This is a genomic window from Nostoc sp. JL31 (assembly GCF_017114965.1).
In the GTDB taxonomy this organism is placed as follows: Bacteria; Cyanobacteriota; Cyanobacteriia; order Cyanobacteriales; family Nostocaceae; genus Nostoc; species Nostoc punctiforme_A.
The window spans coordinates 56,409-76,452 of sequence record NZ_JABXKO010000113.1 but is presented as its reverse complement, the minus strand read 5'-3'; the positions used below and the strand labels follow the sequence as shown (position 1 = coordinate 76,452).

Genomic DNA, 20,044 nt, shown 5'->3' with positions numbered 1-20,044 from the left:
TTATACTCAGCACTCGTTACTCAGCACTCAGCACTAAATTTTGGTTGAGAAGCTTTAACTTTTATTTACTTAAACTTTACTCGGTTCCCACCCAAGAGTATGATGACTTCCTAGTTATGCAAATAAACAACTGTACAAGCCGCTTCGTTTTGTACAAAAAACTTCTTGTTTTGTAATAAAAGGAAACAACTCTATGCGACGATTGTTTGCTTTGATGTTAGCGATTAGTCTTTGGTTCAACTTTGCCCCCCCAGCGCAAGCTTTAGGGGCTAATTTGACACCGTGCAAAGACAATCCCGCTTTTCAAGAGCTAGCTGCTAATGCCCGTAATACTACCGCCGATCCCGAATCTGGGAGAAAGCGGTTTGAGCGTTATTCTCAGGCGCTGTGCGGCCCTGAAGGATATCCCCACTTGATTGTTGATGGTCGTCTAGATCGTGCTGGTGACTTTTTGATCCCCAGCATTTTGTTTCTTTATATTGCTGGTTGGATTGGTTGGGTAGGTCGTACCTATCTGCAAGCAATCAAAAAGGAATCTGATACTGAACAAAAAGAAATCCAAATCGATCTTGGTTTGGCACTACCCATAATAGCGTCAGGCTTTACTTGGCCAGTAGCAGCAGTCCAAGAATTGCTCTCTGGAAAATTAGCAGCCAAGGATACAGAAATACCCATTTCCCCACGCTAAATCAGCTTAACTAATTCATTCGTTTTGGAGACTAAATTCATGGCAGACAAAGGCAACCAATCAGCTTATTTGATTAAATTCATTTCCACTGCACCTGTAGCAGCTACCATCTGGCTGACGATCACAGCAGGTATCTTGATTGAATTCAACCGCTTTTTCCCCGACCTACTTTTCCACCCACTGCCATAAGTGTCAAATGGAATTTAGGACAGTTGAATCAATGTCTTGTTTTTTGCCTAATATTGTGTAGTTGATGTATTCAGCTTAGTTAGGCAGAATTATCACTAAAATAGCCAGCAAAAATAGTTTTTTGAAACTCGTGATACTGTTTACAGATCGCGAGTTTCACAGTTTTAAATAAGCTAAATTAATTTTTCTAAACTTCCTAAACAAAATGCTTCTTTAGCCACAATTATTATTAATATAAAAATGCCACCATTTTAATTTTAGAGGCGAACATAAAATATGGCACAAGCAGTAGATGCATCAAAGAATCTTCCAAGCGATCCCAGAAATCGGGAAGTTGTTTTTCCCGCATTTGGCGATCCACAGATAGGCAACCTAGAAACCCCGGTTAATTCTTCTCCCTTGGTCAAGGGGTTTATTAATAATTTACCTGCTTATCGCCCAGGTCTGGCTCCTGCTAGACGTGGTTTAGAAGTTGGTATGGCTCATGGTTACTGGCTATTTGGCCCCTTTGCCAAATTGGGTCCACTGCGGGACACAGATAATGCTAACTTAGCTGGGTTACTGGCAGCCATTGGTTTAGTTGTAGTTCTCACCGGCGCTCTATCGCTGTATGCCAATAGCAATCCGCCCAAAGCACTTCCTAGTGTTACCGTACCCAAGCCTCCAGCAGATGCTTTTAACTCTAAAGAAAGCTGGAACAACTTCGGCAGTTCTTTCTTGATTGGTGGTATTGGTGGTGCAGTAGTTGCTTACTTTTTGACTAGTAATTTGGCACTAATTCAAGGTCTATTTGGTTAATTACTAGGAATTTTTGGTTAATTACTAGGAGTTAGGAGTTAGGAGTTTAAATTCATAACTTCTAACTCTTAACTCCTAATTTATTTAAACAAAACAGCTTCAATATCATTTAAAGCAGTTTCAAAATCGTCATTAACGATTCTAATATCAAATTCATCTGCGGCTTGAATTTCTTCTTGGGCGCGGAGCAGACGACGAGCGATCGCTTCTTCAGAGTCTTGGGCACGAGAGCGTATTCGTTTCTCTAATTCATCAAAGGAAGGCGGTAAAATAAAAATGCTGAGGGCACTGGGGAAGGAAGCACGAATTTGTCTTGCCCCTTCTAGTTCAATTTCCAGCACTACCAACTTACCGGAATGAATTTGGTTAAGTACAGCTTCACGGGGTGTGCCGTAATAGTTACCAGCAAATTCTGCCCATTCTAAAAATTCACCTTCAGTAACTAATTGCTCAAACTTACTGCGGTTGATGAAGTAATAACTTTTGCCATTGATTTCCCCTGGACGGGGAGAACGAGTTGTCACGGATACGGAATAATAGAGTTCTGGATGACGCTCTAGGAGCGATCGCATTAAAGTGCCTTTACCGACCCCACTGGGGCCAGTTAAAACGATTAACCTGCCTAAATGTAAGCATTCTTCGGTAGTCGCACTACTCTGGATGGGTAAAACTGGCATCATCCCTTCAACCTGTGAATCAATCAATACATATTATTCATTAGTCTTGTGTTCCTGGTCTAGTCCACTGGTGACTAAAGAATTTGTAGCAAGAGTGACAGAAAATTTGTCTAGTTGACATAGTACTACCGATACGGTGCAAAGAGGAGTAAGAAAAACCCACTGCTACTCAATTATCTACAGTTTGATGCTCGCGAGAAATCACAAAGCGATTTGCTACCGTTTCCGGCTGAATCGCTGACAGAATTACGTGGCTGGAATCAGTGATAATTACAGCCCTAGTCCGACGACCGTAAGTTGCATCAATCAGTTGACCTCTGTCCCGTGCATCGGTAATAATCCGCTTAATCGGGGCAGACTCTGGACTGACAATGGCAACGACTCGGTTGGCAGACACGATGTTACCAAAGCCGATGTTGATTAACTGAATGTCCATAAAAAAACTGACGCTAAACGCGGTTTGATAAAGCTTGAAATAAACTTCTTTCCATGTTATCGCCAAAAAACGGGAGTTACAACGCTTAAATTCAAGCCAATCTGCGTTTTTAAATAATGTCTGCTTCTTTTAGCTATTTATTAGCTATTTTTACTAAAAATCTTCCTAAAGATACAGGCAAAATCATACTGATACAAGCTAGCTAGGTGATGTATCTTCATCAAATGAACTAGTAACGCAAGGCGAATTCAAAATTCATAATGACACTTGCGGACTCGCTAAAAAAAATCAAAATGAATACAGTGTAGGCATTTTAATGATTTTAAATAGGGGTTTATTTAAGCCACGCTGCAAAAAGTTAGCTTATCTTTAACAAAGGGCTATGCTGCGCCAGAGCATTTCTAAGGAAGTAATAACTTTCGAGCTTGTGTTTTTGTTCATTACCCAATCTTTCAATCTCCTCAATCAAATAATCCCAATCAAAATGCTCGAAATTTCGTTCTTGTAATTATTTCAATGTAGTTTTTAACCACAAGTTATAATCCTATTTATCGAGAATTTGAGTGAAGATTTTTAGACATTACTTAATATTCTTCTAATTGGCGAAGATTGAAAATTAGGTTTTATTGACGTAAACTTCCAGCTTCACAATCCCGCAACCAAGCTTTAACCCCTTGGGCAACAGTACCGTTACTACTATTGCGTGGTGGAGATAGCGGCTGCTGTTGTGAATAGGAACCAGCTTGAGAAAACATCATCACTAGTTGCCAACCACTTTGAGTTTTAGTCAATAACAACCAGTGAAATTGTTGTAATTCTACAACTTTCTTACCTATGTACTGCCGCTCTAAGGTAGTAAAGAAAACTTGCTCAACTCCTGATGCAGCACTTTTAGACGCATCTGCACTATATTCTTCAAGGTTAAGGGGCAGAGGAGTAAACTCAGGTTTTCCTGCCACAAGCATATAACTGTAAACCTCACTGCTTCTACTGAGGCGGCGGGCGCGTTGACTAGCGCGATTGGTATAACTAGGTAATTTTTGCAGTAGGTGTATAGTTAATGTTTCTAAATTTTGTTCAGAACACAAAGACTTCGCGCCACTGTTGACATTTTCCCTTTCTGCTAGCGCCGAGGGTTTAGGGGTGGGGTTTATCGAGAAGGCTGGGTAAACAAAGCTATTTGATACTACAACCCAGAAGCCACAAGCCAAAAGGAAACTATAATTTTTCTGACTGAGCGAAGAGGCAAGATTGTTCTCCCCTACACCCTGTACTCTGAGTGTCTCACTGACTCTTAGCTTCATGCCACCGTGGTTAACTCCTCAGAAATCCTCTTCCAAGCTAACTCAGGCTCAGTAGCAGCGGTGATGGGACGCCCAATCACTAGATAATCTGCACCGGCAATAATTGCTTGGGCTGGAGTGAGCGATCGCTTTTGATCGCCTTTATCTGCCCAAGTTGGTCTAACTCCCGGACAAACTAGCAAAAAGTCATTTCCACAAGTTTGTCGTAGTTGTGCCACCTCTTGAGGCGAACAAACTACCCCATCCAAACCAGATTCCTGAGCCAGCAAGGCCATTTCTAGAGCGTATTCTGGCAATTCTAAGGGTATTTTTAAATCAAATGCCAACTGCCGAGCAGAAATGCTCGTTAGCAGAGTAATCGCAATTAACTTTGGTGGCTCTACACCTGCTTTTGCAGCCCCTTCCTGTGCTGCCTCAGTTGCGGCTTTCAGAGCATCTCTACCAGCAGTAGCATGAATTGTCAGTAAATCCACCCCATATCTAGCTGCACTCCGGCAAGCACCAGCAACGGTATTGGGGATATCATCAAACTTTAAATCCAAGAAAATGCGCTTTTGCCGAGACTTTAACACTTCCAGAATTTTCGGGCCAGTGCTGGTAAACAACTCTAAACCGACTTTCCAGAAAGTAACTTGCGGTAGCCGATCAATAAGAGCGATCGCAGCTTGCTCATCCGGCACATCCAAAGCCACAATAACTCGTTGTTCTACCTGTTCTCTATTCCCCATTCCCTACTCCCCATTTAAGGTACTAAGCGCACAAACTTATTTTTCCCAACTTGTAAAACTTTACCTTGTAATTCACCAGGAGCATCGAAAGTAGTATCAGCATCGGTAATGCGATCGCCATCTAGGCGCACTCCACCCTCTTGAATTTTCCGCTTTCCTTCTCCCGTACTTTTGCACAAGCCAGTGACATTGAGAATATACGCTAACTTAGTAGGAAATTGCTGCACGCCAGCTAGAGAAAATTCTGGAACAGCACCTTCTTTACCGCCACTTTGGGCTGCTTCTTTCGCCTCTTGGGCTGCTTGTTCACCGTGGTACTGTTTGACAACTTCCCATGCTAAAAGTGTTTGGCGATCACGAGGATTTTCTGGCAGTTGATCCAAAGGTAAATCTGTCAACAGTTCAAAATACTGTGACAGCAGATTATCGGGAACTCCTTGCAACTTTTGATACTTTTGTCCTGGGTGTTCTGACAATCCGATATAATTACCTAAAGACTTAGACATTTTTTGCACGCCATCCGTGCCAATCAAAATGGGCAGCAGCATACCAAATTGCGGCTTTTGACCAAAATGGCGCTGCAAATCTCTGCCTACAGCAATATTAAATTTCTGATCGGTGCCACCTAATTCCACATCTGCCTCAACTGCAACCGAATCAAAACCTTGCATTAACGGGTACAGGAACTCATGGATAAAAATTGGATTCTCTTTTTTATAGCGATCGGCAAATCCTTCTTTCGCTAACATCTGCCCCACCGTCATCGTAGAGAGTAACTCCAAAATTTTCTCTAAGTTTAGCCCAGAGAGCCATTCGGAGTTATAGCGCACCTCTAACCTTCCTGGTGTGTCAAAATCCAAGATAGGACGTACTTGATCTAGATAAGTCTGAGCATTTTTAGCTACGTCTACTTCTGTAAGCTGACGACGCACTTCAGATTTACCAGTTGGATCGCCAATACGTGCTGTAAAATCACCAATGATTAAAACTGCTGTATGACCTGCATCTTGAAATCCTCGCAGTTTTCGTACTGCTATGCTATGACCTAAATGAATATCAGTACCAGTAGGGTCAATCCCTAATTTTACCCTTAAAGGTTGGTTTGTAGTTAGTAAGAGCCTTTCTAGACTTTCGCTGTTAACATCAACTGATTGTGGGAATACTTCTACTACACCACGACGCAACCAAGCAAATTCTTGGGTTATTCCAAGAGATTCATTATTAGCTATGTTTTGCACACTAGAAGTTAAGTTGGTTATAAACACTTGCAATTTATCCACTTTCTCATCTGCCAGACTACTATAATTGCAAAAAACTAACCGCCTTGCTTCACCCAATCAATTACAGTTAAATTTACAAGTGAGGAAGTGAAATAGCCGTGTCGTCGTCTAGGACTTTTGAAGATAAACAGCCACAGCGTCGGGCTTCATCAGGTTTTGAGTTTTTGAAAGGAGTCGGTCAGGTAACTGGCGGTACTCTCCTCTCAATCACCATGCTGGCAAGTTCCATTGTAGCCGGAGGACTGGTTGGTTTAGCCATCAGTTTCCGTAATTTGCCAGATGTGAGACAGCTACGTAACTTCTTTCCCTCAGAAACGACTTACATTTATGACGTTAAGGGCAAACTCTTAACGAGTATTCACGGGGAAGCCAACCGGGAAGTCGTACCCCTGGATAGAATTTCTCCGAACTTAAAACGGGCGGTATTAGCAAGTGAAGATAGTCACTTCTACGATCACCACGGTATTAACCCCACTGGTGTTGGCCGGGCTATAGTAGTTAACGCTGTAGCAGGTGGAGTCAAAGAGGGTGGCTCCACTGTTACTATGCAATTGGTAAAAAACCTGTTTTTGTCTCAAAAGCGTGCCTTTACCCGCAAGTTAGCGGAGGCCGTGCTGGCAATCAGGTTAGAGCAAATTCTCACTAAAGACCAAATATTAGAAATGTACCTCAATCAAGTTTATTGGGGTCATAACAATTATGGTGTACAAACGGCAGCCCGCAGTTACTTTAATAAGTCATCAGAATATTTAAGCTTGGGTGAGTCAGCAATGATGGCGGGTTTGATCCAAGCACCAGAAGAATTCAGCCCCTTTGTGAGCATGAAGCTGGCAAAACAGAAACAAAAAGAAGTGCTGGGGCGGATGCTGGAATTAAACTGGATCAACCAGTCAGAGTACGACAATGCCCTCAAACAGGAAATCAAACTTGGTAGAATCAAATCTTTTCAAGGTAGTGCCCTACCTTATGTAACCAACACCGTAGCGCAGGAATTGGCTAAGAAGTTTGGGCGGGAGACACTACTCAAAGGTGGGATGCGGGTGCAAACGACAGTTGATGCCAACTTCCAAATCATGGCTGAGGAAACCGTTACGAAGTGGCATAAAACACTTCTGGGGCAAGGATTATCTAAGAATCAAATGGCCCTGGTGGCAATTGATCCGCGCACACATTTTATCAAAGCACTGGTGGGTGGTATAGATCCTAAAACCAGTGAATTCAATCGTGCAACTCAATCTCAGCGCCAGCCCGGATCTTCTTTTAAACCGTTTGTATACTATACTGCTTTTGCTACTGGTAAATATGGGCCAGACTCAACGGTGGTAGATTCTCCAGTTAGCTATCGAGATGGTAACGGTTGGTACTTTCCCAGAAATTATGATGGCGGTTTTAGTGGAGCTATGCCAATCCGCAGAGCTTTAGCCCAATCGCGCAACATTCCGGTGATCAAGATTGGTAAGGCTGTGGGGATGAATAGAGTCATAGAAACGTGTCGTACCTTGGGCATTATGAGTCCAATGGAACCTGTGACTTCCTTACCACTTGGTGCAATTGGTGTCACTCCTCTGGAAATGGCAAGTGCTTATGCTACCTTTGCTAATTATGGCTGGCAATCTCCACCAACTGTAATTGCCCGTGTCACCGATAGTAGTGGTAACGTGTTGCTAGATAACACCCCTAAACCACAGCTAGTTCTCGATCCTTGGGCATCAGCCGCAATTTTAGATGTGATGCGATCGGTAATCACTGAAGGTACAGGTAAAGGTGCTGCTCTCGGTCGCCCAGCCGCGGGTAAGACGGGAACAACATCATCAGAAAAAGATATTTGGTTTGTTGGGACTGTGCCACAGTTGACAACTGCTGTTTGGGTAGGAAGAGACGACAACAGACAGTTAGCTGATCATGCAACAGGTGGTGTTATGGTCGCTCCCATTTGGAAAGATTTTATGGAAAAGGCACTTAAGAACGTACCCGTAGAAAACTTCAAGCCACCTTCCCAGTTTTCTCGTCCCAAGTCACAATAATTTAATTTTAGATTTTGAATTTTGGATGGACAATGAATCCAAAATCTGTTTTGGAAAGTTGGAGCGCCAACTTCCGGCGATCTGACTTTCCGCAAAATCTAAAATTGACTAGGGCTGTTTTTCTAGCTCGGCTTTCATCCGTTCTAAAGTGAGGTGCATTTGGTCAAACATTTGTTGCGGGGTGACACCGAACTGACCTAATTGCGTTTTCAGTTGTTCTACTGTCATTTGTGCCATGAAATCTTCTGATAGCTCGAAGCGCTTCATAAAGATGCGGTACCGATCCATCATGGTTTCCATTTGCTCAATAAACAGCTTTTTGCCATCGCGGTCAAATTTGCCGTAGCTGTTGCCAAGCTTGATTAGCGCTTGATAATCCTCAAACAGCTGTTTTGCTTCTTGCTGAACTATTTCAGAATCGAAGAATCCCATATTGCTTATACTAAACTGAGCGCCCAGACTCAGTAGCTTAATAGTTTTACTTCTATTTATTATTTTAGTCTAGGGGAGTAATCTAGTCACGAAGCTTCGGTTTTGGTACGGTTTGTTACCGAAATTTCAACACTTGACTTGAGAACGTTTCCCCTTGTTAAATCTACTTAATAAAGCCGCAATACTCAGAGCTTTAGCCATTGATTTAGGATTGGTATTTTCACCTGGTTCAATTTTCAGCCTGGTAGCGTATTTCTGAGCTAGTGAATCTTGCGGGTTAAGTTTTAATGCTTGACGGATGTAAACCCTAGCCATGCCGATAAATTTCTGTTTTAGATGTACTAAACCTAATAAGGCATAATAGTCGCTGTTATTTGGCTCTAACTTGATGGCATCGCGCAGTTCTTGCACTGCTAGGGGCCAATTGGCTAGCCTGACGTACTCAATAGCTCGCTGGTAGTGACGTTGAGCGTAGTTTGTCAAAACTGGTTTGACATTAGTTTCTTCATTTAATATCAATTCAACTGGCTTGACTTCTACTTCAGGGATAATGCGAACAGCTTTTTGTGGTAGAAACAAGTGAGGTTTATGCAATTGTAAGTAAACTAAATTCAGTATGCTAATTTGTTGTGTAATTTGATAGAACTGATGGAGTGATTTGTATTGAGCTTCTGCATAGGAGGCGATCGCTTCTTCGTAAAATAATTCTGCTTGGGGTGCAGACATTTCTATAATTTCCTTAGCTATGGCACTTTGCCCACACAAAGCTTGCTGCTGTAATACTCTTGCGTCCGATCGCAGCATAGCTATGGCAATTAAACGCTTGTGTCGATTTTTGAGTTGTTCATAAGCTGGATTGATTAAATAGCTAAGTATCGCTGTTGCTAATTCTTCGTCTGGATTGCAGCTTTTGGCATAGCGATCAGGATGTAGCAGTTTCGCTAAAGTGTGATAGCGTTTAAAAATCTGGCGATCGTCAGCACTCACAGAAATTCCTAGCACAGCGTAAGGATCACAAAGCTGTTTAAACCATTCTGGCGGTAGGAAGGTCTGTGACATTGCAGTAATCTGATCCGTTAAAAACTTAAAATTAACATCAAAGCTCAATACACAGTCATGTGAAACTTACTCAAATTTCTTTAAATATTAAATTGTGGGGCTTACCACCCAAAAGTCGGAAGGGCAAAACAGGGTAGTTGACTAATATGAGTGAGTTTTGAATTGTTTCTGTGCCTTTTGGCTGTCTTATTGTAGAAACTATGGTATTCGTATATTTATTAGAAATATGTTGACTAAGCGCAAAAGTCGAAGTGTTGCCGCTGTTTTAGCTTTTTCTGGCACGCTGACAATTTCAGGATTACATAAATTCTATTTGGGACAGCCGCTGTGGGGAATTTTGTATGTGTTGCTTTCCTGGACGCCGATCCCCAAGGTAGCTAGTGCGATTGAGGGAGTTTGGTATTTAGCCCAAGACGAAGAAGCTTTCGATCGTAATTTTAATCTCGGCAAGTCAGCAGCAAGGAACTCACAAAAAGCGATTAATCAGGTAGGAGCGATCGCTGATGCAATGCGGGAATTAGATGCTCTGCGCCAGGATGGACTGATTTCAGAGTATGAATTTGAACAAAAGCGCCGCCAATTGCTAGACCAGATTTCTTGAGGTAAGCGACAATCATGAATAACTGGCTACCTTTAAACTCTAGACTGCAAAAACTCCGCGCCAAGCTCCTCAACGATCCCTACTATCGCCTCCAATCTGGGGAAGAAATTCAGATAGCGGCTCAATTAGGTATCCGCATTGATGCTAATCAAGCCACTGTAGATGATTGGTTACGTCTGCCAGGTTTGTCAATTCACCAAGCGCGATCGCTTGTGGAACTTTCACATTCGGGTGTGAAATTTTACTGTATTGAAGATATCGCTGCGGCTTTGGCTATACCAGCGCCGCGCCTGGAGCCATTAAAGCCTCTGTTGAATTTTATTTACTATGACCACGAATCTTTAGAAAATCCTACCCATTTAGTCAACCCGAACACAGCAACCGTTGAAAAATTAGCACAAATTCCATTTATAGATTTGTCTCTGGCGGAAGCAGCGGTGCAAAATCGGCAATCAGCCGGGCCTTACCGTAACCTGGCTGATTTCCAGCGACGGCTGGAGTTAACTGGTGATGCGATCGCCCAGATAATGTATTATTTGAGGTTTTAAGTTAAAAGTTAGAAGTCTTAAAATAACTCCTAACTCTAGCAATTTTGGATTGAAAGAAAAATCCAAAATCTAAAACTGATTAAATGAACCCAATGCGATCGAGAGGCCAAAAGCGAAACGTTGCCCGACCGATGACATTTTTTCTGGGTAAAAAGCCCCAATAGCGAGAGTCATTACTATCGTTGCGATTATCTCCCATAACAAAAAATTCGTCTTCTGGGACTTTCACTGGTTGATATGGCAGATTTGGGGGTTCAGCGATGTAGTCTTCTGCCAAGGGTTGACCGTTGAGGTAAACTTTACCAGAAGCAACACTAATTACCTCACCAGGCTGGCCAATAACTCGCTTGATAAACGCTTGGTCTTTGGGATATCCTCGACGTTGTAGTTCTGCGGGTGGCTGAAAAACAATAATATCCCCAGTTATGGGAGGGTGAAAATGGTAGGAGATTTTTTCAACTACCAAGCGATCGCCAGTATGTAAGGTGGGTAACATCGAGTCAGAAGGTATATAGCGCGGTTCGGCGATAAAAGTCCTGATTAAGAATGCCAAACACAGTGCGATCGCAATTAAAATCAGATTTTCTTGCGAACTACGCCATACTTTTAACGACGCACGCTCTTTTTTTGCATCACTTTCGTGAGGAATCATAAAAGTTTCTAGCCAGTTTCAGAAGTGAGACAAATACCTTGATTATTTTGACTCAAAAGGTATATTAATAGGAAAGCAGAGTTTAAGGTCAACCTATACAGATATTAAATAATACACTTATTCATTTACTGAAGATAAGCAAAAGTACTGCAAATAAACTATGACCTGTCTAAGGGTTGTCAAATAGACAATTAAAAATAAAAATTCTAATTGCTGTAATTATAAGGCAAGTTTATGAGATAATTATAAGTTTTGTTTCTTCCTGCCAAAGAAGCTAGTGACAGACTGCTAGAGCGATACAACCAGTAGGCTTTTTCTTTAAACAGAAAATTGTTTGTAGAGTGGCAAAATAGTCTACCCCATGTGTAACAGTATCTACCTCACTTTAGTGAAAAAAGGCAGAGGGCAGTCTTGCTGGAGGTTGAGTTGCAAAAAATTATATTTTGTGCTGTATTCTTAAGTGATTTGACATAAAAATAGTTAAAATGTAAATGTATTTTTAAATGCATAAATCTAGTTAAAGCAAGTGTTTTTAGTAAAAAATACTACGTTTAAATATGGACTTTAATGTATGGACTTTAATACTTCAATAGATAGATGCCATACTATTGTAATTTTAATCACTTGCCTATCTAGATGTAATTAATTTCCGTAATTACACGGTGACAGTGCATATTAAACTGTACTATTAATTAAGATATAAACATACTTAATTATCGAGAAAAAAATTCACAGACAGAAAGCTACTAGCAATTTCGGCTAAAGTATCAGCATCTGAAATAGAACTAAACTGCTGATAGAATTATTTTTGCTGAATAAGTCAAAGATGACTAGATTTAAAGAATAAATGCCCCTTGGCAATGAGAAACTATATTGAATCAATTTTCGTCTGGTCTACTTCATAGAAATGTACAAGGTAACATTCTGTCAGTTGAAAATTTAACTTTTTCTTAAAAAGGAAATAATGGCAACAGGCAGTAAAATATATCCTATCGAGAATAGAACTAATAGTTTGCCAGACTCTTTTTTTAAAGATACCCCGCCCTTGTAAGTAGTTTTATTTGTTAATCAAACAATTGACTTAAGTTGTAAATTATACAGATTTACTGTCGCAAAGTCTAGCTAAAAAGACTTCAGTCTGCTAAAAATGCAAATTGTGGGTATGACAACTTAGTTCATCTTATTTGAAAAGCTATAAAACTTGAAAGGATAATGCTGCTTTAGTGGTGAACTGAAAAACAGCAACTAATGCATAACTCCTATTTAAGACGGTTTTGGGGTGTGGTTAATGATCTGATTGTGTTCCTCTCCTTCTTAGAGCTATCAGTAAGAATGTGGAAGTGTAGACCTTACCTTTGATGACTGGGTTGAAATTAAACAGTATCAATTATTGTATATTCAACGCTGTCCAAATCTAGAGCATATAGATTTCAGTTAAAGCAATATAGTCTGTCTTATCGATTCTGAATTTCCGTTAGTACCAATTCCAGTTTTCATGATTACCAGAAAGCAGCTGGTATCTAATAAAAATGTGCTATAACGTACCGTCATAAGCGTGGTGATGGTTCGATCTTTGAAGGAGCTATGAGGTGGAAAACAATAAGTCGTTTCTGTGGCCAGAAGGAATATTAATTGCGCTACTTGCTTTAGGTGGTGTTTTTAGTCTTGCTTTTATGATGCTTCTAAGGCCAAATGCTTCGGAGGCTCAGAGTAGACCAAGTATAAATGTCAAGGATGTATCTGCAAACGTAGGAATTCAGCAGCGCATTGAGAAATTAAAGGCGGCGATGCTTACAAGTTGGCAGCAAGAAGCACAAACAAAGGGTCTAGCCTATCCTATACCATCACGTTTTCAAGGGGAAATCATTAAGACTGCAAAACTCACTCAGGGTGAGAAAGTGATTGCTCTCACCTTTGATGATGGCCCTTGGCCTCAGACTACAGAGCAAGTGCTAAATATTCTGAAATCAAATAATATCAAAGGGACGTTTTTTGTAGTCGGGCAGAACCTAAAAAATTATCCAGAGTTAGGAAAGCAGATTGTCGCTCAAGGTCACGTCATTGCTAACCATACTTGGCATCACTGGTATCACTTTTTTAATCAAGAAGCAGCTGCTTTTGAAATTGAGCGCACAACAGACTTAATTTATCAAGTTACAGGTGTCAAAACAAATCTGTTCCGACCGCCTGGTGGCATCCTACATAATGGATTAGCTGGTTATGCAAAAGGACAGAAGTATGCTGTGGTGATGTGGTCGGCTGATTCCACAGACTACAAGTTACCAGCTGTACCAAAGTTGATCGATAACGTGATTAAAGATTCAAAACCTGGTGGGATTGTGCTAATGCATGATGGTGGCGGTAATCGTTCCAGAACTGTGCAAGCTTTACCAGAAATTATTAGCAACTTTAAAAAACAAGGCTATCGGTTTGTGACTATTCCAGAACTTTTAGAAATCGAAGATGCAGATCAAAAACTGCTTGCTAACAAAAAGTAATAATTATTAATTATGGTTAATTAATCAATAGTAATTGGCTAAAAACTAAAATTATGTTTTTTGCTTAAAACACACTATTGGTGATTCGAGTTTAGACCAATTTATGGTATTAAATAAAAAAAAATCAACTTAAAAGTTGATGAATAATCTTGGTTATCTCTGATGACGGTTTAACCCAGCGATGCAGAGGCAATAACTGTCCAAGTTGCCATATATGTTCCAGCATACTTATTGGAATAGTCAGTAGTGCTATCGGGAACAAACCAGTCAGGAGTAGTCTTCTGCTGTCGAACCTGTTTGTCCAAGCCAATTTGCAGAGAAATATTCTCGTAAACAATTTTTGCCTTTACAGCTTTCAGCAATTTTTCTACCAAGTTTTGTAGCCATTCTGCCCGAACATAGAGATTATGAGATGGATGTTCACCATAAGCAAAAGGTACAATAAGCACCAAATATCCTTTGTCGCTTATTAGTTTGTCTAAACAGAATTGAACGAGTTCTTTATCGTTGTTTTGTTGTAGTGTTTCCTTGTCAACATTATGAAATAGCAAGCCTGCTAGCACGACGGCATCAAATTTTTGATTTTCTGAAGCTAATTCTGGCAGTGCTACCGATAAATCTTTAGCAGTAAACTTCTGGTTGGGGTATAGTTTTGAACAGTATTGAATCGCACCTTCACTGTGGTCTATCCCAAGGTAGTCACATCGCTCAGGTAGATATTTGTTCAAAGCCCCATTGCCACATCCTAAATCTAACAAAGAGAATGAACGTTGCTTAAAAGCTTGATCGAGATACCAAACTGATGGTGTGTATCGGGTAGCATTTTCAGGAGATTCAAAGTATGAATAATAATCATCTTGGAAACGCTCTTCTTCAGAAGTTTTGCGATCGGGAGCTTGCTCTTCTATAAGCATTTTGATAGACAAGTCCTACTTGTCTGAAAACTTTTCTATGGCAGTTTACCAGTATTTAGATAATGCCTTCTATACGCAATTAGGTAGATTTCAGGACAGTGCTGATCCCGATTTTACTACTTAGAACTTTCACAAGATTTGATTGCTCAGTCGCTTTGGTGTTCTTAGTCTAAAGTCGATCTGTGAGTATTCCCCCTAAAAAAGGGGGAATATTTTTTTCTCTCTACGCTCTTTTTAAGAGGTAAATTCAGGCGACTGCTTTGGGCATCACAAAGGGGTTTTCGCAGAGTATCTGTTTGTGCAGCTTCTCCTACGGGAGAATAGCTTAAGGGAGAGTATGAGAACGGTTACAGTTACTAATGACTGCTTACTAAACTGAACTCAGTTGTTTTGTTTTCAGGATTAGCTTCTGGACTATCAGCTTCAGAAGGCGGAACTAACTGCCAGAATTTCGGCAAAAATTCTTGCCAGTTTTGCAGAATTTTCTTCGCCTTTGGTGAACCAGTGCGTTCTGCATGAGTTTGGATTAACTCTTGCAGTTGCTTTGCACCTACTTCTGTAATCACCCGCTGTATTTTGACAATTTCAGGGTTGACTAACTCACGAAATGAATCGTCTTCATCCAAGAAGTATGCGAGTCCACCAGTCATGCCAGCAGCTACGTTACGTCCTACTTTGCCGAGGACGACAATCACACCACCAGTCATGTATTCACAGCAGTGATCCCCAGCGCCTTCAATCACTGCTACGCCTTTGGAGTTTCTCACAGCAAAGCGCTCTCCTGCTAGACCGTTGGCAAATAATATGCCGCCAGTAGCACCATAGAGGCAGGTATTACCAACTATCACGTTTTGTGATGCGTTATAAGTAGCATCAGTTGGAGGTTTGATGATGATTTCACCACCATGCATCCCTTTACCTACATAGTCGTTTGCTTCTCCTTCTAGGCTTAGAATTATGCCTGGGAGGTTGAAAGCACCAAAGCTTTGCCCAACACTACCTGTAAAGTTGAGATTAATTTGTCCTTCAAAGCCACTGTCACCGTATTGAGAAGCGATCGCACCCGCTAATCTTGTACCCACTGTTCTGTCAGTATTGATAATTGGGTAAGTCTTGGTGACGGTAGACTGATGCCTAATAGCAGCCTGAATGTCAGGATCGGCAAGGAACTTGTCATCTAAAACCACGCCGTTGCTGTGAACTTCTTCATGCACCAACCAGCTACGATTGTCTCTGCTATTTGGTAGCTGAAGCAAACAGTCGAGATTCAGCGATCGCGTTTTGGTGAGATTTACCTCTGGGCGCAGTTTTAACAAATCTGCACGTCCAATGATTTCTGACAAAGAACGGTAGCCAAGTCGGGCTAACAAACTCCGCACTTCTTCGGCAATGAAGTAGAAGAAGTTGACAACTTGTTCCGGTATTCCCGTAAACCGCTTGCGGAGTTCTTCTTTCTGAGAGGCGACACCCACGGGGCAATTATTTGTATGGCAGATTCGCGCCATGATACAGCCTTCAGCAATCATGGCAATGGAACCGAAACCAAATTCTTCACCGCCCATCAATGCACCTATTACCACATCCCAACCACTCTTGAGTCCGCCATCTACGCGTAAAATCACGCGATCGCGCAAGCCATTTTCCATCAAGACGCGATGCACCTCACTTAAACCCAGTTCCCACGGTGAACCAGCATGTTTAATCGAACTGAGTGGCGATGCACCTGTACCACCATCATGTCCAGAAATCTGGATGATATCAGCGTTTGCCTTGGCTACACCAGCGGCGATCGTGCCAATGCCAACTTCTGAAACTAGCTTCACCGATACCTTTGCTTTGGGGTTAATTTGGTGTAGATCAAAAATCAGTTGTGCTAGGTCCTCAATCGAATAAATATCGTGGTGTGGTGGTGGCGATATCAGCGTCACACCTGGTTTGGAGCGCCTTAACATCGCAATGTATTGGCTTACTTTGGGCCCTGGTAGTTGCCCACCTTCTCCAGGTTTTGCACCTTGGGCAATTTTGATTTCAATTTGTTTGGCGTTGACTAGGTACTCTGGGGTAACACCAAAGCGTCCCGATGCAACTTGCTTAATGGCACTATAAGCTCGATCGCCATTCCGCAACCCTTTTAAATGAGGTAGGGTTGGCGAGTGACCAGACTCGTCTACATCATCTAAAACTGTGTAGCGGACTGGATCTTCGCCACCTTCTCCAGAATTCGATTTACCACCAATGCGGTTCATGGCGATCGCTAAAGTTTCATGGGCTTCTCTTGACAAAGCCCCTAAAGACATGCCGCCTGTGCAGAAGCGCTTGACTATTTCATATACCGATTCCACTTCTTCTAGAGGAACTGGGGGGCGGTCGCCTTGGAAATCTAGTAAATCCCGCAAGGCTGTTACTGGTCTGCCTTGGAGGTGCTTTTTATAAACTTCGTAGTGGTCGTAGTTTTTGCCATCTAGAGCCTTATGCAGCGCCTTAACCATTTCGGGGCTATTCATGTGGTACTCGCCGCCAGGACGGTACTGCACAAAGCCCAGGTTTTCTAACTTCTTGGTCGTTAGTTCTGGGAAAGCTTTGACGTGGAAGGAAAGCACTTCATCAGCAAGTTCGGTAATACTCAAACCACCGATGCGGGAAGTCGTCCCACGGAATCCCAGGTCTATTAAATCTCCACCGATGCCAATAGCTTCAAATATTTGGGCTGCTTGATAGCTGGAGAGCAGAGAAATTCCCATTTTGGAGAGAATTTTCAGCAAACCTGACTCTACTGCTTTGCGATAGTTTCCTAAAGCTTGTTCTAGGGTGAGGGTGGGAATTTTTTGCACACCCATTAACTTTTGAGTTTTGGGATCAGACCACCAATCACGCACCGTATCTAAAGCCATGTACGGGCAAACTGCGCCAGCGCCATAGCCAATCAGACAGGCAAAGTGATGGGTACTCCAGCATTGAGCAGTATTGACAATCAGGGATGTTTTCATTCGCAACCCTTCCCGAATCAGGTGATGATGCACCGCACCCACTGCTAATAGGGGAGGAATGTATGTATATTCTGTGTTGATACTGTCATTGACCCAATCCCGATCGCTTAATATTAAAATCTTTGCACCTGCTCGGACTGACTCAGCTGCTTGTGCTTGCAAAGATTGCACAGCGGCTTTCAATCCTTCTGGGCCGCTGGCGATCGCAAATAGGGTTGACAACTCAGCCGTGGCAAATCCTGACAGCTTAATTGCCTCTAATTCACCATCCGTTAACACTGGCGATTCAAGCTTCAATCTCCGAGCATATTCTGCCTTGGGTTCTAATAAGTTACCCCGTTCACCCAGTTCGACTTTCAGAGACATTACTAGCTTTTCCCGCAGGGGATCGATCGCTGGGTTCGTCACCTGAGCAAAGCGCTGTTTGAAATAGTCATAAAGTAGGTGAGGTTTTTGTGACAGCACTGCTAAAGGAATATCATCCCCCATACAGAAAGTCGGTTCCGAACCGGCGATCGCCATTGGATGAATCACCATTTCTACATCTTCTGTCGTGTAGCCAAAGGCAGTTTGACGCTGAAGTAAGGTTTGCTTGTCAATTTTATCAGTTTGACTATGCCCGTTACCATTCTCAGCAGCCAGATGTCCATTTCCATTCACATGTGACGACTGACTACTGACAATTTGTTTAAGTTCTTGACGGTGCTGTTGCAGCCATTCTCCATAAGGGTGCTGCTTGGCGATGCGCTGCTTAATTTCCCAATTCTTCAGTACTTCATGATTTTCTAAATCTACGGCAATCATTTGCCCTGGGCCGAGTCTACCTTTCTCGACAATATCGGCTTCTGGGAAATCCACCACACCAGCTTCCGAAGCTACAACAATGTAATCATCTTTGGTGATCAGGTAGCGAGCTGGTCTTAAACCATTACGATCTAGAGTTGCACCAACTTTTTTGCCATCGCTAAATACTAAAAGTGCTGGGCCGTCCCAAGCTTCTTGCAAACCACTGTAATATTCGTAGAAATCAACAATTTCTGGAGATTCACGTAAAGAAGGCTGATTTTGGTAAGCCTCTGGAACCATAATCATTAAGGCTTCCAAGGGGGTGCGTCCAGAGCAAACCAGCAATTCCACTACGTTATCTAGGGTGGCTGAGTCGCTGTTATCAATATGAACTAATGGCTTGAGTTCCTGGATGCGATCGCCCCATACAGGATGATTCAGGCTAGCTTCTCGTGCCATCATCCAGTTGATGTTACCCAATAAGGTATTGATTTCGCCATTGTGACCCAAAAGCCGCATCGGTTGGGCTAGCGGCCACTTGGGCATAGTATTGGTACTAAAGCGGCGGTGATAAACAGCAAAGGCGCTTTTGTAAGCTGGATTTTTTAAATCGTCATAAAAGTTGCCCAAGACAGCGGAACGCACCATGCCTTTGTAGACAATTGTCCGACTTGACAAGGAGCAGATATAAAATTCTTCTGAGATGTCAGTTGCAGCTTTACTAATTCGGCGGCGGGTAATGTACAACTGCCGTTCTAATTCATCACCGCTTTTGTCAACAGAAGCTAACAAAACTTGTTCAATCTGGGGTTGATTTTCTCTTGCTTGTACACCCAGCAAATCAGATTGCACTGGCACTATTCGCCAACCCAATACAATTAATTTCTCTTCAGCAGCTACTTGCTCAACAGTGGCCCTAGCTTGTTGTGCAGCTTGCTGGTCTTGTGGTAGAAATATCATCCCCACAGCTATACGATCGGTAGATGGAAATTCCTTTCCCCTTTGGGCAAAGTCTTGTTGGAACAACTCCCAAGGTATTGCTGTCAATACTCCAGCACCATCACCAGAGTCGCGATCGGCGCTACAACCTCCCCGGTGTTCTAAGCAGGTTAAAGCAGCTAAGGCTTTTTCGACAATTTCATGGCTGGTATGATTTTGGCGATGAGCAATAAAACCTACACCACAGGCATCTCGTTCCTCTACTAACCACTTTTGCCCCTGATAGGTATCTCTTGAGTTGATATCCGTTGTGATTTTCTGGTTTTGATTCATCGGTTTATTATTCATACCCTGTTCCTGAAGTATTGAGTTACCAATTTTGCCACTACATTGTGGGAAAAAATTTCTAAATTCAGCGATGGAAAAATATATAAGCACCGAAATTTAGGGAAAAAAAATTTTAACTTCGGTTTTACTTTATCAGTTCACCCGTGTTAAAATAAT

General features: G+C 42.1%; 17 protein-coding genes and 1 pseudogene. 7 read left to right on the top strand and 11 right to left on the bottom strand.

The window, feature by feature from the left end; translation table 11 throughout:
- Window positions 1–193 precede the first annotated feature (193 nt).
- The 3 genes from HWQ43_RS29230 to HWQ43_RS29220 all read left to right on the top strand — a co-directional run bounded on the left by HWQ43_RS29230 (window position 194) and on the right by HWQ43_RS29220 (window position 1,675).
- A complete protein-coding gene (locus HWQ43_RS29230) occupies window positions 194–688 on the top strand; it encodes a Photosystem I reaction center subunit III (protein WP_292740166.1) in 495 nt (164 codons plus the stop codon).
- A 39-nt stretch (window positions 689–727) separates the two neighbouring features.
- Window positions 728–877, top strand: a complete 150-nt coding sequence (psaJ, locus tag HWQ43_RS29225; RefSeq protein ID WP_292740164.1) for a photosystem I reaction center subunit IX — start codon at window positions 728–730, stop codon at window positions 875–877.
- Window positions 878–1,153: 276 nt separating this feature from the next.
- Window positions 1,154–1,675, top strand: coding sequence for a photosystem I reaction center protein subunit XI (locus HWQ43_RS29220; RefSeq protein ID WP_292740162.1), 522 nt, complete (start codon window positions 1,154–1,156; stop codon window positions 1,673–1,675).
- Between the two features lie 80 nt (window positions 1,676–1,755).
- Here the strand turns inward: HWQ43_RS29220 and gmk are convergent, their stop codons facing one another.
- The 6 genes and pseudogenes from gmk to tyrS form a co-directional block, all read right to left on the bottom strand.
- Window positions 1,756–2,355 carry a guanylate kinase gene (gmk, locus tag HWQ43_RS29215; RefSeq protein WP_292740308.1) on the bottom strand — a complete coding sequence of 200 codons (600 nt, stop codon included), beginning with the start codon at window positions 2,353–2,355 and terminating at the stop codon, window positions 1,756–1,758.
- Between the two features lie 166 nt (window positions 2,356–2,521).
- Window positions 2,522–2,788: an extracellular matrix/biofilm regulator RemA gene (gene remA / locus HWQ43_RS29210; RefSeq protein ID WP_041233849.1), complete on the bottom strand. Its 267-nt coding sequence runs from the start codon at window positions 2,786–2,788 to the stop codon at window positions 2,522–2,524.
- Between the two features lie 358 nt (window positions 2,789–3,146).
- Window positions 3,147–3,284: pseudogene (locus HWQ43_RS33930) on the bottom strand (DUF29 family protein); the annotation flags it as partial.
- A gap of 127 nt (window positions 3,285–3,411) precedes the next feature.
- Entirely contained in the window at window positions 3,412–4,092 is a 681-nt protein-coding gene (locus tag HWQ43_RS29205; protein ID WP_292740157.1) for a hypothetical protein, read from the bottom strand.
- Complete coding sequence (gene pyrF, locus HWQ43_RS29200; protein ID WP_292740155.1) at window positions 4,089–4,820, bottom strand: orotidine-5'-phosphate decarboxylase; 732 nt, start codon at window positions 4,818–4,820, stop codon at window positions 4,089–4,091. Before pyrF ends, HWQ43_RS29205 begins: the two co-directional genes overlap by 4 nt.
- Before the next feature lie 14 nt (window positions 4,821–4,834).
- Window positions 4,835–6,025 carry a tyrosine--tRNA ligase gene (gene tyrS, locus HWQ43_RS29195; RefSeq protein WP_292740306.1) on the bottom strand — a complete coding sequence of 397 codons (1,191 nt, stop codon included), beginning with the start codon at window positions 6,023–6,025 and terminating at the stop codon, window positions 4,835–4,837.
- A 173-nt stretch (window positions 6,026–6,198) separates the two neighbouring features.
- Here tyrS and HWQ43_RS29190 point away from each other — a divergent pair, with 173 nt between their 5' ends.
- On the top strand, window positions 6,199–8,124 hold the full coding sequence (locus HWQ43_RS29190) for a transglycosylase domain-containing protein (protein ID WP_292740154.1): 1,926 nt from the start codon (window positions 6,199–6,201) through the stop codon (window positions 8,122–8,124).
- A gap of 108 nt (window positions 8,125–8,232) precedes the next feature.
- On the opposite strand, the gene HWQ43_RS29185 is transcribed toward HWQ43_RS29190, so the two are convergent.
- Window positions 8,233–8,556, bottom strand: coding sequence for a DUF1825 family protein (locus tag HWQ43_RS29185; protein WP_094349476.1), 324 nt, complete (start codon window positions 8,554–8,556; stop codon window positions 8,233–8,235).
- 126 nt (window positions 8,557–8,682) lie between these two features.
- Window positions 8,683–9,615: a DnaJ domain-containing protein gene (locus HWQ43_RS29180; RefSeq protein WP_292740153.1), complete on the bottom strand. Its 933-nt coding sequence runs from the start codon at window positions 9,613–9,615 to the stop codon at window positions 8,683–8,685.
- 226 nt (window positions 9,616–9,841) lie between these two features.
- On the opposite strand from HWQ43_RS29180, the gene HWQ43_RS29175 reads away from it, so the two are divergent.
- On the top strand, window positions 9,842–10,216 hold the full coding sequence (locus HWQ43_RS29175) for an NINE protein (protein WP_292740152.1): 375 nt from the start codon (window positions 9,842–9,844) through the stop codon (window positions 10,214–10,216).
- A 14-nt stretch (window positions 10,217–10,230) separates the two neighbouring features.
- The gene (locus tag HWQ43_RS29170) at window positions 10,231–10,764 is read left to right on the top strand and encodes a ComEA family DNA-binding protein (RefSeq protein WP_292740150.1); all 534 of its coding nucleotides are present in this window, start codon (window positions 10,231–10,233) and stop codon (window positions 10,762–10,764) included.
- Between the two features lie 79 nt (window positions 10,765–10,843).
- Here HWQ43_RS29170 and lepB read toward each other — a convergent pair whose 3' ends face one another.
- Complete coding sequence (lepB, locus tag HWQ43_RS29165) at window positions 10,844–11,416, bottom strand: signal peptidase I (protein ID WP_292740148.1); 573 nt, start codon at window positions 11,414–11,416, stop codon at window positions 10,844–10,846.
- A 1,589-nt stretch (window positions 11,417–13,005) separates the two neighbouring features.
- Here lepB and HWQ43_RS29160 point away from each other — a divergent pair.
- Window positions 13,006–13,914, top strand: a complete 909-nt coding sequence (locus HWQ43_RS29160; protein WP_292740146.1) for a polysaccharide deacetylase family protein — start codon at window positions 13,006–13,008, stop codon at window positions 13,912–13,914.
- A 170-nt stretch (window positions 13,915–14,084) separates the two neighbouring features.
- On the opposite strand, the gene HWQ43_RS29155 is transcribed toward HWQ43_RS29160, so the two are convergent.
- Together HWQ43_RS29155 and gltB are read right to left on the bottom strand one after the other, a co-directional pair.
- A complete protein-coding gene (locus HWQ43_RS29155) occupies window positions 14,085–14,828 on the bottom strand; it encodes a class I SAM-dependent methyltransferase (protein WP_292740144.1) in 744 nt (247 codons plus the stop codon).
- A gap of 356 nt (window positions 14,829–15,184) precedes the next feature.
- The gene (gltB, locus tag HWQ43_RS29150) at window positions 15,185–19,888 is read right to left on the bottom strand and encodes a glutamate synthase large subunit (protein ID WP_292740142.1); all 4,704 of its coding nucleotides are present in this window, start codon (window positions 19,886–19,888) and stop codon (window positions 15,185–15,187) included.
- Between the last annotated feature and the right edge of the window lie 156 nt (window positions 19,889–20,044).

What these genes read in the sequence shown, in the direction of transcription:
- gltB (WP_292740142.1), bottom strand. Translation starts at nt 19,888, where the DNA reads ATGAATAATAAACCGATGAATCAAAACCAGAAAATCACAACGGATATC.
- HWQ43_RS29220 (WP_292740162.1), top strand. Translation starts at nt 1,154, where the DNA reads ATGGCACAAGCAGTAGATGCATCAAAGAATCTTCCAAGCGATCCCAGA.
- HWQ43_RS29230 (WP_292740166.1), top strand. Translation starts at nt 194, where the DNA reads ATGCGACGATTGTTTGCTTTGATGTTAGCGATTAGTCTTTGGTTCAAC.
- HWQ43_RS29175 (WP_292740152.1), top strand. Translation starts at nt 9,842, where the DNA reads ATGTTGACTAAGCGCAAAAGTCGAAGTGTTGCCGCTGTTTTAGCTTTT.
- HWQ43_RS29180 (WP_292740153.1), bottom strand. Translation starts at nt 9,615, where the DNA reads ATGTCACAGACCTTCCTACCGCCAGAATGGTTTAAACAGCTTTGTGAT.
- psaJ (WP_292740164.1), top strand. Translation starts at nt 728, where the DNA reads ATGGCAGACAAAGGCAACCAATCAGCTTATTTGATTAAATTCATTTCC.
- HWQ43_RS29205 (WP_292740157.1), bottom strand. Translation starts at nt 4,092, where the DNA reads ATGAAGCTAAGAGTCAGTGAGACACTCAGAGTACAGGGTGTAGGGGAG.
- lepB (WP_292740148.1), bottom strand. Translation starts at nt 11,416, where the DNA reads ATGATTCCTCACGAAAGTGATGCAAAAAAAGAGCGTGCGTCGTTAAAA.
- HWQ43_RS29185 (WP_094349476.1), bottom strand. Translation starts at nt 8,556, where the DNA reads ATGGGATTCTTCGATTCTGAAATAGTTCAGCAAGAAGCAAAACAGCTG.
- HWQ43_RS29170 (WP_292740150.1), top strand. Translation starts at nt 10,231, where the DNA reads ATGAATAACTGGCTACCTTTAAACTCTAGACTGCAAAAACTCCGCGCC.
- HWQ43_RS29155 (WP_292740144.1), bottom strand. Translation starts at nt 14,828, where the DNA reads ATGCTTATAGAAGAGCAAGCTCCCGATCGCAAAACTTCTGAAGAAGAG.
- remA (WP_041233849.1), bottom strand. Translation starts at nt 2,788, where the DNA reads ATGGACATTCAGTTAATCAACATCGGCTTTGGTAACATCGTGTCTGCC.
- gmk (WP_292740308.1), bottom strand. Translation starts at nt 2,355, where the DNA reads ATGATGCCAGTTTTACCCATCCAGAGTAGTGCGACTACCGAAGAATGC.
- pyrF (WP_292740155.1), bottom strand. Translation starts at nt 4,820, where the DNA reads ATGGGGAATAGAGAACAGGTAGAACAACGAGTTATTGTGGCTTTGGAT.